14 protein-coding genes are annotated in these 13,866 nt (G+C 60.0%); 11 read left to right on the top strand and 3 right to left on the bottom strand.

What is annotated here, in order from left to right; genetic code table 11:
* The first annotated feature begins 347 nt into the window (after positions 1 to 347).
* From BMS17_RS08200 to BMS17_RS08185, 4 genes are all read left to right on the top strand, one after another.
* Positions 348 to 1,442 (top strand): serine hydrolase, encoded by a 1,095-nt coding sequence (locus BMS17_RS08200; protein WP_077430760.1) that lies wholly within the window; start codon positions 348 to 350, stop codon positions 1,440 to 1,442.
* Entirely contained in the window at positions 1,439 to 1,768 is a 330-nt protein-coding gene (locus BMS17_RS08195) for an amidase (protein WP_077430759.1), read from the top strand. The genes BMS17_RS08200 and BMS17_RS08195 overlap by 4 nt, the downstream gene beginning before the upstream one ends.
* Positions 1,769 to 1,992: 224 nt before the next feature.
* Positions 1,993 to 2,583: a YceI family protein gene (locus tag BMS17_RS08190; RefSeq protein WP_077430758.1), complete on the top strand. Its 591-nt coding sequence runs from the start codon at positions 1,993 to 1,995 to the stop codon at positions 2,581 to 2,583.
* 1 nt (position 2,584) lies between these two features.
* Positions 2,585 to 3,742 (top strand): phosphatidylserine/phosphatidylglycerophosphate/cardiolipin synthase family protein, encoded by a 1,158-nt coding sequence (locus BMS17_RS08185; RefSeq protein ID WP_046029409.1) that lies wholly within the window; start codon positions 2,585 to 2,587, stop codon positions 3,740 to 3,742.
* A gap of 144 nt (positions 3,743 to 3,886) precedes the next feature.
* Here BMS17_RS08185 and bglX read toward each other — a convergent pair whose 3' ends face one another.
* On the bottom strand, positions 3,887 to 6,178 hold the full coding sequence (gene bglX / locus BMS17_RS08180; RefSeq protein ID WP_046029410.1) for a beta-glucosidase BglX: 2,292 nt from the start codon (positions 6,176 to 6,178) through the stop codon (positions 3,887 to 3,889).
* A gap of 236 nt (positions 6,179 to 6,414) precedes the next feature.
* On the opposite strand from bglX, the gene BMS17_RS08175 reads away from it, so the two are divergent.
* From BMS17_RS08175 to BMS17_RS08160, 4 genes are all read left to right on the top strand, one after another.
* Positions 6,415 to 7,023: a LemA family protein gene (locus BMS17_RS08175; RefSeq protein WP_077430757.1), complete on the top strand. Its 609-nt coding sequence runs from the start codon at positions 6,415 to 6,417 to the stop codon at positions 7,021 to 7,023.
* 50 nt (positions 7,024 to 7,073) lie between these two features.
* Positions 7,074 to 7,829 (top strand): YgcG family protein, encoded by a 756-nt coding sequence (locus tag BMS17_RS08170; protein WP_046029415.1) that lies wholly within the window; start codon positions 7,074 to 7,076, stop codon positions 7,827 to 7,829.
* 28 nt (positions 7,830 to 7,857) lie between these two features.
* On the top strand, positions 7,858 to 8,475 hold the full coding sequence (locus BMS17_RS08165) for a TPM domain-containing protein (protein ID WP_046029417.1): 618 nt from the start codon (positions 7,858 to 7,860) through the stop codon (positions 8,473 to 8,475).
* Between the two features lie 275 nt (positions 8,476 to 8,750).
* Positions 8,751 to 9,965, top strand: coding sequence for an SAM-dependent methyltransferase (locus BMS17_RS08160; protein WP_046029419.1), 1,215 nt, complete (start codon positions 8,751 to 8,753; stop codon positions 9,963 to 9,965).
* An 83-nt stretch (positions 9,966 to 10,048) separates the two neighbouring features.
* Here BMS17_RS08160 and BMS17_RS08155 read toward each other — a convergent pair whose 3' ends face one another.
* A complete protein-coding gene (locus BMS17_RS08155) occupies positions 10,049 to 10,939 on the bottom strand; it encodes a DMT family transporter (RefSeq protein ID WP_046029420.1) in 891 nt (296 codons plus the stop codon).
* A 295-nt stretch (positions 10,940 to 11,234) separates the two neighbouring features.
* On the opposite strand from BMS17_RS08155, the gene BMS17_RS08150 reads away from it, so the two are divergent.
* The 3 genes from BMS17_RS08150 (at position 11,235) to BMS17_RS08140 (ending at position 12,646) form a co-directional block, all read left to right on the top strand.
* The gene (locus BMS17_RS08150; protein ID WP_046029422.1) at positions 11,235 to 11,816 is read left to right on the top strand and encodes a DJ-1/PfpI family protein; all 582 of its coding nucleotides are present in this window, start codon (positions 11,235 to 11,237) and stop codon (positions 11,814 to 11,816) included.
* A gap of 14 nt (positions 11,817 to 11,830) precedes the next feature.
* Entirely contained in the window at positions 11,831 to 12,136 is a 306-nt protein-coding gene (locus BMS17_RS08145) for a ribbon-helix-helix domain-containing protein (protein WP_046029423.1), read from the top strand.
* Positions 12,137 to 12,301: 165 nt separating this feature from the next.
* The gene (locus BMS17_RS08140; protein ID WP_046029425.1) at positions 12,302 to 12,646 is read left to right on the top strand and encodes a YegP family protein; all 345 of its coding nucleotides are present in this window, start codon (positions 12,302 to 12,304) and stop codon (positions 12,644 to 12,646) included.
* A 101-nt stretch (positions 12,647 to 12,747) separates the two neighbouring features.
* On the opposite strand, the gene BMS17_RS08135 is transcribed toward BMS17_RS08140, so the two are convergent.
* Positions 12,748 to 13,767, bottom strand: coding sequence for a DUF4917 family protein (locus tag BMS17_RS08135; RefSeq protein ID WP_077430756.1), 1,020 nt, complete (start codon positions 13,765 to 13,767; stop codon positions 12,748 to 12,750).
* Positions 13,768 to 13,866: the final 99 nt, after the last annotated feature.

Raw genomic sequence — 13,866 nt, 5'->3', positions numbered from 1 at the left:
CACCCGAGCACCACCCACCTGGTTTTGCGATGCTGGATAACTGATGACGTGAACGGCCAACCGGCCTGACGACAACCCTGAGCTCCTACACGGCTGTAAGGCCGTTCAACTAATTAGGGTCGTTGGGCATCGATTCTCATCGAGGCGCGGGGTGACAGCCCCACTCAGACGCCGGATAGATGAAAGCAAGCCAAACACGACATCAAAAACAGTATTGCAGAAAAGGGGGTAACCATAGATGTAGGAGCCGGGCTTGCTCGCGATGGCGGCCTCAAGGCCAATACAAATTCCAAAACTGTCATCAAGTCCAGCTAGGCTCAGCACGTTAATCCCTCCGAGCCCCTGCCATGTTCAAAGGCTTGTCCCTGACTTTCATGCTGTTGCTCAGCCTCCCGGCCCACGCCGAAAACTGGCCCGGCGAGCAATGGTCGAACCGCCCGACGGTTACCGGGCCGGCGCTTCAAGCCCTGGAAACCTACGCCTTTCCACCCCGCGACGACAGCACCCGAAAAGGCATTCGCACCGATGCGTTGCTGGTGATCCGCGACGGCCAATTGATCTACGAACGCTACGCCGGCCCGGCCCGCGCCGACACGCCACACTTGACCTGGTCGATCAGCAAAAGCCTCATGGCCACGGTGCTGGGCGTGGCCTATGGCGAAGGCCTGTTCAAACTCCAGGACCCGGTGCAGACGTTTTATCCGCCGATGAAACAACACCCCGGCGTGACCATGGCTGACCTGCTGCACTGGGCCTCGGGACTGGACTGGCAGGAAGACTACGAATACGCCCCGTTGAAATCCTCGGTGGTGGCCATGCTCTACACCCGTGGCCATCAGGACATGGCTGCGTTCACCGCCGATCACCCTGAATACGCCACACCCGGTCAGGCCTTTCGCTATTCCAGTGGTGACAGCAACCTGCTCTCCGCCGCGCTGAAAAACATCGTCGGCCCTGCCCGTTACCCGGACTATCCATGGACCGCACTGTTCGAGCCGCTAGGTATTCGCAATGCCGTTTGGGAAACCGATGCCACGGGCACCTTCGTAGCTTCGTCTTACGTCTACCTCACGGCTCGCGATCTGGCGCGGGTCGGTTTGTTGATGGCGCGCGACGGGCGCTGGCAGGGGCGCCAATTACTGCCCCGGGATTGGGTCGCCTTCAATCGCGAACCGTTCGCCCACTATCAAGCCCATCAGGATGACAGCGTGCCCGGTGGTCAGTGGTGGCTCAATCGTGCGGTGGCGGGCGCGCCACAACCCTGGCCTGATGCTCCCGCCGATACTTTCGCCGCGCTGGGACATTGGGGCCAGGCAATGTACGTGATCCCCAGCGAAAACCTGGTGATCGTGCGCTATGGCGATGATCGCGACGGCAGCTATCGGCACAACGATTTGCTCAAACTCACGCTCAAGGCGTTTGCCCAACAGGTGCAGCCATGAGCCGCCAAAGTGTTGTTCGCCGCCGACCGTTGAGCACGTTGCTGGTGATCCTGCTGATCGCCTTGCTCGGCTGGGGCTGGCAGGAGCGGGTGGCGCTGTGGGCATTCCCCGACATCATCAGCGCCTACACCGCCAAGGAATATTGCTCGTGCCGGTATGTAATGAACAACGAGACCGAGTATTGCCGCAGCTATGTAAAGCAGTGGCTGCCCACCAGCCGCTTCGTCGATGACTCTGCCAGCAAACGCATCACGGTCAGCGGCATGGGCCGCACCCACAGCGCCGCGTGGGTCGGCGAACGCCAGGGCTGCCGCCTGAATCCCTGACTCCCACGAACCTTTGTAGCAGCTGCCGAAGGCTGCGTTCGGCGGCGAAGCCGTCGTAAAACCAGGCGCCGCGGTACTTCAGGTTGCCCCCGGTAGGCAGGGTTTGACGACTGCTGCGCCCGAGCGCGGACCGGCCGACGCAGGCTTCGCCAGCTGCTACAGGCTTGCAATAGGCTCACGGACGGTTAAGGTTCATGCAGGTTTATCTGCCCCCATGAGTCTTTATGTTCAACCGCTTCTTCTCCAAACACCTCGCGTTCCTATTGTTGGCCGGTGCCTCCTTGTCGGCCCACGCCGATTGGTACCTGGACGGCGAGTCTTCGCGGCTGTCGTTCGTCAGCACCAAAAACGCCAACATCTCTGAGGTGCAGCGCTTTCTGGTGTTGCACGGCAAGGTCGATCCCAATGGCCTGGCCGAAGTGGAAGTGGAGCTGGAATCGGTGAACAGTGGCGTTCCATTGCGCGATGAACGCATGCGCAAGCAGCTGTTCGAGATTGAGAAATTTCCCGAAGCACTGATCACCGCGCAGATCGATCTGCGCCCGATCAACGATCTCGCGCCCGGTGCGCAGCTGGAGTTGCGCTTGCCGCTGACCGTCAACCTTCACGGTAAAACCCACGAGTACAACGCCGAACTGCTGGCGACGCGGCTCGATGACCGGCGCTTTCAGGTGGTGACACTGGAGCCACTGGTGATCAATGCCGAAGACTTTGATCTGGTACCCGGACTGGAAGCGCTGCGCAAGCTCGCCGATTTGTCGGCCATCAGTCTGTCGGTACCGGTGGGTGCGGTACTGATTTTCACGGCGCGCTGACATGGCCGGTGCAATTTTCCCCTGGCGTGAAGGCAACCACTTTGAACTGCTGGTCGACGGTCCGCAGTTCTTCCCGCGCATGTTGGTCGCGATTGCCCGCGCCGAAGAACAGGTCGAGTTGGAGCTGTATCTGGTCGAGGCCGGTGCCTGCGCCGAAGCCATGGTCCAGGCACTGGTCCAGGCGGCTGAGCGTGGTGTTCGCGTGCGCTGCCTGTTCGATGATTACGGCAGCCTGGCGTTCACGCTGACTTTGCGTCAGCGTCTGACGGCGGCCGGGGTCGAACTGCGTTTCTACAATCGCCTGAACTGGCGGCGCTGGGTCGGCAACTTCTACCGCGATCACCGCAAGCTGTTGCTGGTGGATCAGAGCCTGGCCGTGGTCGGTGGCACGGGCGTCACCGACGAGTTCTGGACGCCGGGTGAAGACACCAGCGAATGGCATGAAGTCATGGTGGAAATCACCGGGCCCTTGGTCATCGACTGGCAGTTGCTGTTCGATCGCCAATGGATCGCCAACCGCCATCGGCGTGCCTGGAAACCGGCCTCGCATTTCGGCTTGCCGCGTCTGCCGCGAGTGCCGTCGATGGGCGAGGGCATGGGCCGGGTGGCCTATGCCGACGCCCGTCAGCATCGCGATATTCTGCAATCGCTGATCAGGGCATTGAACAGCGGCCAGCGCCGGATCTGGCTGGCGACCCCGTACTTCCTGCCGACCTGGAAAGTCCGCCGTTCATTACGCCGGGCCGCGGCCCGGGGTGTCGATGTGCGCTTGCTGCTCACCGGACCGCGCACCGATCACCCCTCGGTGCGCTACGCAGGGCACCGCTACTACCCGCGATTGCTCAAGGCCGGCGTGAAGATTTTTGAATACCAGCCGTGTTTCCTGCACCTGAAAATGGTCCTGATCGATGACTGGGTGAGCATCGGCTCGTGCAATTTCGATCACTGGAATCTGCGCTTCAACCTTGAAGCCAACCTTGAAGCGCTGGACCCTGGGCTAACGCGGGCTGTGGCGGGGAGTTTCGAGCGCGACTTTGCGCAGAGCCTGGAAGTCAGCCTCGAAGAATGGCAACGCCGGCCACTGTGGAAGCGGATCAAGCAACGGATCTGGGGATGGGTGGATCGGGTGGTGGTGAATTTGCTGGGTGGCCGGGGTTAGTGCTTACTCAGCCACACCCAAAAAACCACTGTGGGAGCCGAGCTTGCTCGCGATTGCGGCTTAACATTCAACGAAGATGCTGAATGTGATGGCCTCATCGCGAGCAAGCCCGGCTCCCACAGTTGTTATGTGTTTCCTACAGGATTACAGCAATTCAAAGCTCTGCTGCGTCACGTCCTCGGAGTTCAGGCCGATCTGCACGTTGAACTTGCCCGGCTCGGCTGCGAACTTGAGCTGTGCGTTGTAGAACTTCAGGTCGTCCTCGGTGATGGTGAAGTGCACGACTTTCTGTTCGCCGGCCTTGAGCATGACTTTCTGGAAGTTCTTCAACTCCTTGAGCGGCCGGATCATCGAACCGGTCACGTCCTGAATGTACAACTGCACCACGGTTTCGCCGTCACGCTTGCCGGTGTTTTTCACCGTGACGCTGGCGTCGAGCTTGCCGGTCTTGTTCAGCGTGGTCGACGACAGGGCCATGTCGCTCAGGCTGAAATCGGTGTAGCTCAAGCCGAAGCCGAACGGGAACAGCGGGCCGGTGGTGTCATCGAAATACTGCGACGTGTAGTTGCCCGGTTTGCCCGGTGTGAATGGTCGGCCAATGCTCAGGTGGTTGTAGTAGGTCGGAATCTGGCCTACCGAGCGCGGGATGGTGATCGGCAGTTTGCCCGACGGGTTGTAGTCGCCGAACAGCACGTCGGCAATCGCGTTGCCGCCTTCGGTGCCGCTGAACCAGGTTTCCAGAATCGCGTCAGCCTGTTCCTTCTCTTCGAGAATCGACAGCGGACGGCCGTTCATCAACACCAGCACCAGCGGTTTGCCGGTGGCTTTCAAGGCTTTGATCAATTCGCGCTGGTTGGGCGGGATGTTGATATCGGTGCGGCTCGATGATTCGTGCGACATGCCGCGGGACTCGCCCACCGCTGCGACCACCACATCGGCATCCTTGGCGGCTTTCACCGCTTCGTCGATCAGCACTTGCGCCGAACGCGGATCGTCTACCACTTCCGGGGCATCGAAGTTGAGGAAGTTGAGGTAACCGAGGACTTTGGGGTCGCTGGTGATGTTGGCGCCACGGGCGTAGATCAACGTCGATTGCGAACCCAATGCTGTGGTCATGCCGTCGAACAGCGTGACCGATTGCGCAGGGCGACCGTTGGCGGCCCAGCTGCCCATCATGTCGATCGGTGCCTTGGCCAGCGGACCCACCAAAGCGATTTTCGCGGTTTTTTTCAGCGGCAGGATTTCGCCCTGGTTTTTCAACAGCACCAGACTGCGGCGCGCGACGTCGCGGGCCTCGGCGCGGTGCAGGCGGCTATCGGCATTGGTGTCGGCCGGATCATCCTCGGCCTTGCCGATGCGCAGGTACGGGTCCTTGAACAGGCCCATGTCGTACTTGGCCGCCAGCACTTCACGCACGGCGTTGTCGATGTCGCTTTGTTCAATTTCGCCGGCCTTCAACAGCCCAGGCAGCTCTTTGCCATAGAGGGTGTCGTTCATGCTCATGTCGATACCGGCCTTGATCGCCAGCTTCGCGGCTTGGCGGCCATCGGCGGCAACGCCGTGCTTGATCAGCTCGAAAATCGCCCCATGGTCACTGACGGCCAGGCCTTTGAAGCCCCACTCCTTGCGCAACAGGTCATTCATCAGCCAGGTGTTGGCGGTGGCCGGCACGCCGTTGATCGAGTTCAGTGCAACCATCACCCCGCCAGCACCCGCGTCAATCGCGGCGCGGTAAGGCGGCAGGTAATCCTGGTACATCTTGATCGGGCTCATGTCGACGACGTTGTAGTCGCGGCCGCCTTCGACGGCGCCGTACAAGGCAAAGTGCTTGACGCTGGCCATGATGCTGTCGGCCGCATTTGCGCCGGTGCCCTGGAACGCCTTGACCATGACGCCGGCAATGCGCGACACCAGGTAGGTGTCTTCGCCAAAGCCTTCGGAAGTACGGCCCCAACGCGGGTCGCGGGAGATGTCGACCATCGGTGCGAAGGTGAGGTCGACGCCGTCCGATGAGGCTTCCTTGGCGGCGATGCGCCCGGACAGGCTAATGGCGTCCATGTCCCAGCTCGAGGCCAGGGCCAGCGGAATCGGGAAAATGGTGCGATGGCCGTGGATCACGTCGTAGGCGAAGAACATCGGGATCTTCAACCGGCTGCGCATGGCCGCGTCCTGCATCGGACGGTTTTCCGGGCGAGTGATCGAGTTGAACGTGCCGCCGATGTTGCCGGCCGCGATTTCCTTGCGGATCAGTTCGCGGGGCATTTCCGGGCCGATGCTGATCAGGCGCAACTGGCCGATTTTTTCATCGAGGGTCATCTGCTTCATCAAATTGTTGATGAAAGCGTCCTTGTTCTCTAGAGGTGCGGGCGTCGTGGCGGCCAATACGTTATGACTGGCCAGGCCGACGAACAGGCCCAGCAAACACAGCTTCTTCATGAATTTTTTTCTCAAAAGCCCAAACGGCTGTGAATACGCGCCGGTCAGCCAAAAGTTAGGGAGCGACTATTGTTGTTCAGGTAAATGCATGCACACTTGCCCAGCGTTTTGCGCTGGGGGCATCTTTTAGCCCATTGGCTCGATGCAATCCAGTGGCGGCGGCAGATTATGCCCCAAGTGCCCGGTCAGAGGGGTGCAGGTTGTTATTCAACGGAATGTGCCAGGGAGTGACCCAAATGAATGTACGACACCACTATCGGTCGAGCCTGCAGGTGGCCGCCTTGTTGTTGCTGGCCAGCGTGTTGACGGGCTGCGGCATCAATACGATTCCGACCCTCGACGAACAGGCCAAAGCCGCGTGGGGCCAGGTTCAGAACCAGTACCAGCGTCGCGCCGACCTGATTCCAAACCTGGTGGAAACCGTCAAAGGCTACGCCAAGCATGAAGAGGAAACCCTGACCGCGGTGATTGAAGCACGGGCCAAGGCAACGTCCATTCAAGTGGATGCCAAGACCCTCGACAATCCGGAAAAACTCAAACAGTTCCAGCAGGCCCAGGATCAACTGACCGGTGCCTTGAGCCGTTTGATGGTGGTGTCTGAGCGTTATCCGGACCTCAAGGCCAACCAGAACTTCCTGGCCTTGCAGTCGCAACTGGAAGGCACCGAGAACCGTATCGCTGTGGCGCGTCGTGATTTCATCCTCGCGTTGCAGAAATACAACACAGAAATCCGCACCTTTCCAGGGCGCCTGTGGCACAGCGTGATGTACAGCGATTTGCCGATCCGCGAAACCTTCGAGGCGACCACGCCGGATGCCGACAAAGCGCCCCAAGTGAAATTTTGATCGGTTGAAGTGCTGAGCGACTCAACGCATCACCACGGATGAGGTTGCCAATGCGCGTGTTGAAAGTGGGCCTGATGTTGTTGTTTTGGGTGTTTGCCCTGGCGGCCCAGGCTGAACTGAAATTTCCATCGCTGACCGGGCGTGTGGTCGATAACGCCCAGATGATCGAACCGTCGGTGCGCGAGCAGCTGACGCAGCAACTTCAGGCCCATGAATCGGCCACCGGCGAGCAACTGGTGGTGGTCACGCTCCCGGACTTGCAGGGCACCGACATTGCGGACTTCGGCTATCAACTGGGGCGTTACTGGGGCATCGGCCAGAAAGATAAAAATAACGGCGCGCTGCTGATCGTCGCGCGCGATGAGCGTAAATTGCGCATCGAAGTCGGCTACGGCCTCGAAGACCGCCTGACCGACGCGCAAAGTTCGGTGATCATCAACCAGGTGATCACCCCGGCATTCAAGACCGGCAACTTCAGCAAAGGTATCAGCGACGGGGTCGCGGCGATGCTGGTGGTGCTGGGCGGTAGCTCGCTGGATGAACCGTCCACGGTTTACGAGCCGCGAGGTGACGAGGACAGTGACTTCGTTGCGCGCCATCCCGGTGTCTTCGTGTTTCTGGTAATGCTGTTCATCCTGACGATTTTCGTCTTGCAGATGCTCGGGATTCTGCCGGTCGGGCGAGGAGGCTCGGGCGGTTCCAGCGGTGGCTTTGGCGGTGGCGGTTTTGGTGGCGGCGGTGGAGGCGGGGGCTTCAGCGGCGGCGGGGGCAGTTTCGGGGGCGGCGGTTCGTCGGGCGGCTGGTGATAACAATAATGATCAGGCACTTTTAAACATGGCATTACTGACTGAACACGAACAACGCAAGGTGGCCGAGGCAATCGCCCGGGTCGAGCGTGACACCGACGCCGAGCTGGTGACGGTCCTCGCGGCCCGCGCCGATGACTACGCGTACATCCCGCTGCTGTGGGCCAGCCTGCTGGCGCTGATGGTGCCGGGAATCGTGCATTACCTGACCGGCTGGTTGACCCTGCACAGTTTGCTGCTGGTGCAATGGATCCTCTTCATTGCGCTGTGCCTGGTATTCCGCATTCCAAAAGTCACCACCTACCTGATCCCGCGCTCGGTGCGGCACTGGCGTGCATCGAACCTGGCACGCCGGCAATTCCTGGAGCAAAACCTGCACCACACGGTCGGCAGCACCGGCATGCTGATTTTTGTCTGCGAAGCCGAGCGTTATGTAGAAATCCTGGTGGACGAAGGGATTTCCAGTCGGCTGGATAACAAGAACTGGGATTCGATTGTGGCGGCGTTCACCCAGCAGGTGAAACAGGGCCAGACGTTGCAAGGGTTTGTGACCTGTATCGAGGCCTGTGGTGAGTTGCTCAAAGTGCATGTGCCAGTGACGCAAGTGCGAAATGAACTGCCGAACCGGTTGGTGGTGTTGGGCTAAATGCAGGCCGCAACTCACTTCCCTGTAGCAGCTGGCGCAGCCTGCGTCGGCCGGTCCGCGCTCTGGCGCAGCAGTCGTAAAACCAGCACACGCGGTGCATCAGGAAGACCGTGCTAACCGGTTTACGACTGCTGTGCCAGAGCGCGGACCGGCCGACGCAGGCTTCGCCAGCTGCTACAGATCGCACCGTTCGGGAAATTACCCGTGCCCTGCATCCACATCCCCCCTAAAATACCCGCCATTCCCCGATTCGCCCCGTCCGAGGCCGTTTTTACATGTCCGTCACCGCCACTCCCGCCAGCCTCGCGCCGGATCACCACGCCCAGTTCATCGACCTGCTGCAAACCAGCCTCGACGCCAACGCATTCATCAAACTGGTATTGGCCAAGTACGTCGGCACCGAAGCGGACTTGCAGCGGCTGATCATCAAGCAAACCACGGTCAAGGATCAGCCTTGCCTGTCCTTCGTCTACCGCTATAAAACCCGCGATATCACCAAAAACCTGGCGCTGGCCGAAGGCGTCGCGACCATTGCCGCTTTGCTGCCGGCCTCGTTCAAAAATGCGCATTTGTTGTCGTTGACGGACGAAGCCCAGCTCGAATACAGCAAAAAGGGCAAGTCTTCGCTGTTCAAGAGCAAACCTCAGCAATTGCGTGAAGTGCCGTCCGCCGAGCACAACCGCGAGAAAAACCGCTTCCTCGACCTCAGCCGTCCGTTCCTCGCCGACCTTGGCGTGACCAACAGCAAGCACGAGCTGATCCCGGCGATGTCGCGCAAGTGGAAGCAGATCAACAAGTTCATCGAAGTCTTCAGCCATGCACTGACCACCTCGCCGCTGGCGCTGGACAAACCGGTGCAAGTGGCGGATTTCGGTTCGGGCAAGGGTTACCTGACGTTCGCCATCCATGACTACCTGCGCAACACCTTGAACGCCGAAGGTATGGTGACGGGCGTCGAGTTGCGCGAAGAAATGGTCAACCTGTGCAACGCCGCGGCTGCGAAGCTTGAGCATCCAGGGTTGGCGTTCAAGTGCGGGGACGTGCGCAGCGTGGCGCCGAGCGAGCTGGATGTGATGATCGCGCTGCATGCCTGCGACATTGCCACGGACTACGCGATTCACACTGGCATCCGTTCCGGCGCGTCGATCATCATGTGCTCGCCGTGCTGCCATAAACAGATTCGCCTGCAAATCCAGAGCCCGGCATTACTCAAGCCGATGCTGCAATACGGCCTGCATTTGGGTCAGCAGGCGGAAATGGTCACTGACAGCCTGCGTGCGCTGTACCTTGAAGCCTGCGGCTACGAAACCAAGGTGTTCGAGTTCATCTCGCTGGACCACACCAACAAGAACAAGATGATTCTGGCGGTCAAACGCGCCGAGCCGGTGGACCCGACTCAGCTGTTGGTGAAGATTGAAGCGCTGAAGGATTTCTACCACATCAGCGAGCATTGCCTGGAGACCCTGCTGCGGTCTGACGGCTTCCTCTAAACACGACACTCCTGTAGGAGCACAGCTTGCTGGCGATGGCGATTTCAAAGGCGCCATCGCCAGCAAGCTGTGCTCCTACGGGATTACGCGGTGGCCACACGCGCCGGTTTGACTGCTGTCTTACGCCCCAACATCACCGTCACGATCACCCCTGCGGCAAACAGCCAGGTGATCGGCTCGATGTGCTCGCCGAAGAACAGTGCCGAGAAGGCGATGGTGAAGAAGATCTGCAGCAGCTGGATCTGACTGACCCGGGCAATACCGCCCATCGCCAGCCCGGCATACCAGGCAAAGAAACCGATGAACTGCGAGAACAGCGAGACGTAACCAAACGCCCACCAGGTCTTGGCCGAAATCTCGCCCTGATGCTGCAACGCCAGGTACACCACTGGCCCGATCAGCAGCGGCGTCGAGAGCACCAGCGCCCAGCAGATCACCTGCCAGCCGCCCATTTCCTTGGCCAGCCGACCGCCCTCGGCGTAGCCCAAACCACCCACTGCAATCGCCCCGAGCATCAGCAAATCACCGGCCTGAATGCTGCCGGCGCCGCTGATCAACGCATAACCCAGCACCAACGCACTGCCCAGTGCGGCGCAGGCCCAGAAGGCTTTCGACGGTCGTTCGTGGGACAACCACGCGGCGTACAGCGCCACGCACAGCGGTTGCAGGCCGTTGACCAATGCCCCGTGGGACGCCGGTAAGGTTTGCATGGCCCACGCCGACAACACCGGAAAACCGAGAATGACCCCGGCGATCACCAGCGTCAGGCCTTTGACCTGCTTCCAGGTTGGCCATTTCTCCCGCCGCCACAGCAACAACAACGCCGCCGGCACCGCCGCAAACAGCGCCCGGCCCAGGCCGTTGAGCAGCGGATGCAGTTCCTGCACGACGATGCGTGTGAAGGGCAGGGTTAGGCTGAAGATCACAACGCCGAGCAGGCCGAGGGCCATGCCGGTGTTTTCGCGCGAGGACATGATGGCAACCAGAATCGAGGGTGGCGGGAAGAGTCTTCATCTAGCCACAAACCGCGCCAGCTGCGCTGTTACAGCTAGGCGCAGAGTTATCCGTACAGTTTGAGGACGCTATCGCGGGCAAGCCATGCTCCCACAGTTGACCGCATTCCAAAGGGAGACTCGGTCAACTGTGGGAGCATGGCTTGCCCGCGATGAACGATGACGCGATCCGTCAGGTAGTAGCTGGTTATTACCCGACCTGCCGGATAGGGACTACCTTGAATACTCCCAAGCATTTCCCAGAGGAGTTCTCCCCATGGCGGCTAAAAAAATCCTGATGCTGGTCGGTGACTACGTCGAAGACTACGAAGTAATGGTGCCATTCCAGGCACTGCTGATGGTCGGTCATACCGTTCACGCCGTCTGTCCGGACAAAACCGCCGGCCAGACTGTGCGCACGGCCATCCACGATTTCGAAGGCGACCAGACGTACAGCGAAAAGCCCGGCCACCTGTTTGCCCTGAACTTCGATTTCGCCAAGGTCGCTGAAGCGGACTACGACGCGCTGCTGATACCGGGTGGTCGTGCGCCGGAGTACCTGCGCTTGAACGAAAACGTCCTGGGCCTGGTGCGAGCGTTCGACAAGGCCGGCAAGCCGATTGCCGCCGTTTGTCACGGCGCGCAATTGCTGGCCGCAGCTGGCGTACTCGAAGGTCGCGAATGCAGCGCCTACCCGGCCTGTGCTCCGGAAGTGCGTCTGGCCGGCGGTACGTACATCGACATCCCGGTGACACAGGGCCACGTTCAAGGCAATCTGGCCACAGCCCCGGCCTGGCCGGCACACCCGAGCTGGCTCGCGGGTTTCCTGGGTTTGCTGGGCACCAAAATCACGCTGTAGCGAGGGAATTGTCCATGTGCGAGCTCTACGTCAAGGCCGATCCGATCCTCTACGAGTCGCGCTCTCGCTCGCTGCGCATCTGCGGGGTGGTGACGACCCTGCGGCTGGAGAATCAGTTCTGGGACATCCTCAGTGAAATCGCCGAGGTCGACGGCATGAGCACCAACCAACTGATCGCCAAGCTGTACGAAGAGGTGATGGATTACCGGGGGGAAGTGGTGAACTTTGCGTCGTTCTTGCGGGTGAGTTGCATGCGGTATCTGAGTCAGCGGCGGGTGGCTTTGCCGGAGTTGTCAGTGGTCCGGGCGGTGACGAAGTAGCGCTAACCGTGTTGACTCATTCGCGAGCAAGCCCGCTCCCACAGGGAGATCGCGTTCAAATGTGGGAGCGGGCTTGCTCGCGAAGGGGCCGGTACAGGCGACAGAATCTGCAGGCGGGTCTTTACTCTGAAGCGCCAAACCTCTCAATTGCCAAGGAGAAAGAGCATGTCTGGATGGTACGAATTGAGCAAAACCAGCAGCGGCCAGTTTCGCTTTGTATTGAAAGCGGCCAATGCCGAAACCATTCTGAGCAGCGAGCATTACACGACCCGTGGCGCTGCCGAAAACGGCATTGCCTCGGTGCAGAAAAACAGCCCGCTGGATGAGCGCTACGAGAAAAAGACCACCAAGGATGGCCATCCTTACTTCAACCTCAAGGCGGCCAACCACGAAATCATCGGCAGCAGCGAAGCCTATTCCTCCGAGGCCGCGCAGGAAAAAGGCATCGCCAGCGTGAAGGCCAACGGTCCGACCACGGTGATCAAGGACAAGACGTTACCGGTGCTCTAAACAACAACCTGCTCCCACACTGGATCTGAGATGTTCACATCCTCTGTGGGAGCGGGCTTGTTCCGGGCGGTGTTGCGACAAAGGCGTCGAGCCCGTCAACGCTAAACCTCAACCGGAACCGTCAGCTTCGGACTGCCCAGGGCATGGGTTTTAGAATCAAAGAACCGCAGCTCACTTCCAGTCCCCTCAAACACCTTCGCGTAATGGCGCTTCTGATGCTCAATAAACGCCTTGCTGCGCGGGTAGATCGAGATCGCCACCACCTTCGGCTGCGCCTGGCGCAACGCATGAACAATGTGGCTGTCCTGCTCGCCCAGGGCATGACCGAAGAGGCACAACCCCTCTGCGTGCCCCAATAACTGCTCATAACAAAACGACAAATAGTCCGAGCTGCGAATGGTCTTGAGCTTGTCCTGCGCCGGCCCTTCGTTGACGAACAGCGGCACGTCATCAAGGGTCTTGATCGTATTGTTGATCGCAAAACTGCCGAGCAGCGTGCCCTCGGTCGACATCAGTTTGCGCGCCGTGCCGTCCTGGTTGCGCACCAGATGCAGGCCGCCGTGCAGGTACAGCAAACGGGTTTTATCGGTCGCCGTGGCGCTCAGGTCAAAGCCCGGCTCGGTGCCCTGGAACAGGTCGGTGATCGCGCCCGGTTGATGCTGGATGGCCCAGTAGTTGAGCAGGTCATAGTTGGTGGTGAACACCGTCCGGTAGCTGGCCAGTTCCCGGTTGATAGCCGCCAGGGTCGAAGGCACCACCAGTCGCCACGGAATGTGGACCGCATGCACGGTGTTGATCAGCGCTTCCTTGATCGCGTAGTAGCGATTGCGCGGTGCGGCGGAGCTGACAGCCAACGCCTTATTCACGCGGCTGGTGGTTTTCAGCGAGCTCAGCACTTGCTCGAAACTGCGTGTCTGCATCGCCTCGAACACGCTCAGCTCCGATTGGCTCAGCGGTTTTTCTTCGACGGTGCGTGCATTCTCGAACAGCGAGTCGTAACCAAAATCGTCCCACACGGCGCGGCTGGCGCCGTTGCCCACCAGCAAACCGCTGAACGAGGCGGTGGCGCGCAAGGCGTTCCAGTCTTCAAGTTGGGCATCAACATCCTGGAAATCGGTCATTGCGGTCAATGTCTCAAAGCAAAAGGTCTGATGGGCGGCGACTTTATCACGACCATGACTTGAGCCAGATCAAGTTACTGCGTGAGCGAAGGGTCGAAG

The sequence above is a fragment of the Pseudomonas sp. C9 genome (assembly GCF_002000165.1).
Classification (GTDB): domain Bacteria; phylum Pseudomonadota; class Gammaproteobacteria; order Pseudomonadales; family Pseudomonadaceae; genus Aquipseudomonas.
The sequence above is the reverse complement of the archived record's forward strand: the minus strand, read 5'-3'. Positions and strand labels throughout refer to the sequence as shown.

Coding starts and splice junctions, on each gene's coding strand:
- BMS17_RS08175 (WP_077430757.1), top strand. CDS start 6,415: ATGAATGTACGACACCACTATCGGTCGAGCCTGCAGGTGGCCGCCTTG.
- bglX (WP_046029410.1), bottom strand. CDS start 6,178: ATGAAGAAGCTGTGTTTGCTGGGCCTGTTCGTCGGCCTGGCCAGTCAT.
- BMS17_RS08150 (WP_046029422.1), top strand. CDS start 11,235: ATGGCGGCTAAAAAAATCCTGATGCTGGTCGGTGACTACGTCGAAGAC.
- BMS17_RS08160 (WP_046029419.1), top strand. CDS start 8,751: ATGTCCGTCACCGCCACTCCCGCCAGCCTCGCGCCGGATCACCACGCC.
- BMS17_RS08200 (WP_077430760.1), top strand. CDS start 348: ATGTTCAAAGGCTTGTCCCTGACTTTCATGCTGTTGCTCAGCCTCCCG.
- BMS17_RS08135 (WP_077430756.1), bottom strand. CDS start 13,767: ATGACCGATTTCCAGGATGTTGATGCCCAACTTGAAGACTGGAACGCC.
- BMS17_RS08170 (WP_046029415.1), top strand. CDS start 7,074: ATGCGCGTGTTGAAAGTGGGCCTGATGTTGTTGTTTTGGGTGTTTGCC.
- BMS17_RS08155 (WP_046029420.1), bottom strand. CDS start 10,939: ATGTCCTCGCGCGAAAACACCGGCATGGCCCTCGGCCTGCTCGGCGTT.
- BMS17_RS08165 (WP_046029417.1), top strand. CDS start 7,858: ATGGCATTACTGACTGAACACGAACAACGCAAGGTGGCCGAGGCAATC.
- BMS17_RS08195 (WP_077430759.1), top strand. CDS start 1,439: ATGAGCCGCCAAAGTGTTGTTCGCCGCCGACCGTTGAGCACGTTGCTG.
- BMS17_RS08185 (WP_046029409.1), top strand. CDS start 2,585: ATGGCCGGTGCAATTTTCCCCTGGCGTGAAGGCAACCACTTTGAACTG.
- BMS17_RS08140 (WP_046029425.1), top strand. CDS start 12,302: ATGTCTGGATGGTACGAATTGAGCAAAACCAGCAGCGGCCAGTTTCGC.
- BMS17_RS08190 (WP_077430758.1), top strand. CDS start 1,993: ATGTTCAACCGCTTCTTCTCCAAACACCTCGCGTTCCTATTGTTGGCC.
- BMS17_RS08145 (WP_046029423.1), top strand. CDS start 11,831: ATGTGCGAGCTCTACGTCAAGGCCGATCCGATCCTCTACGAGTCGCGC.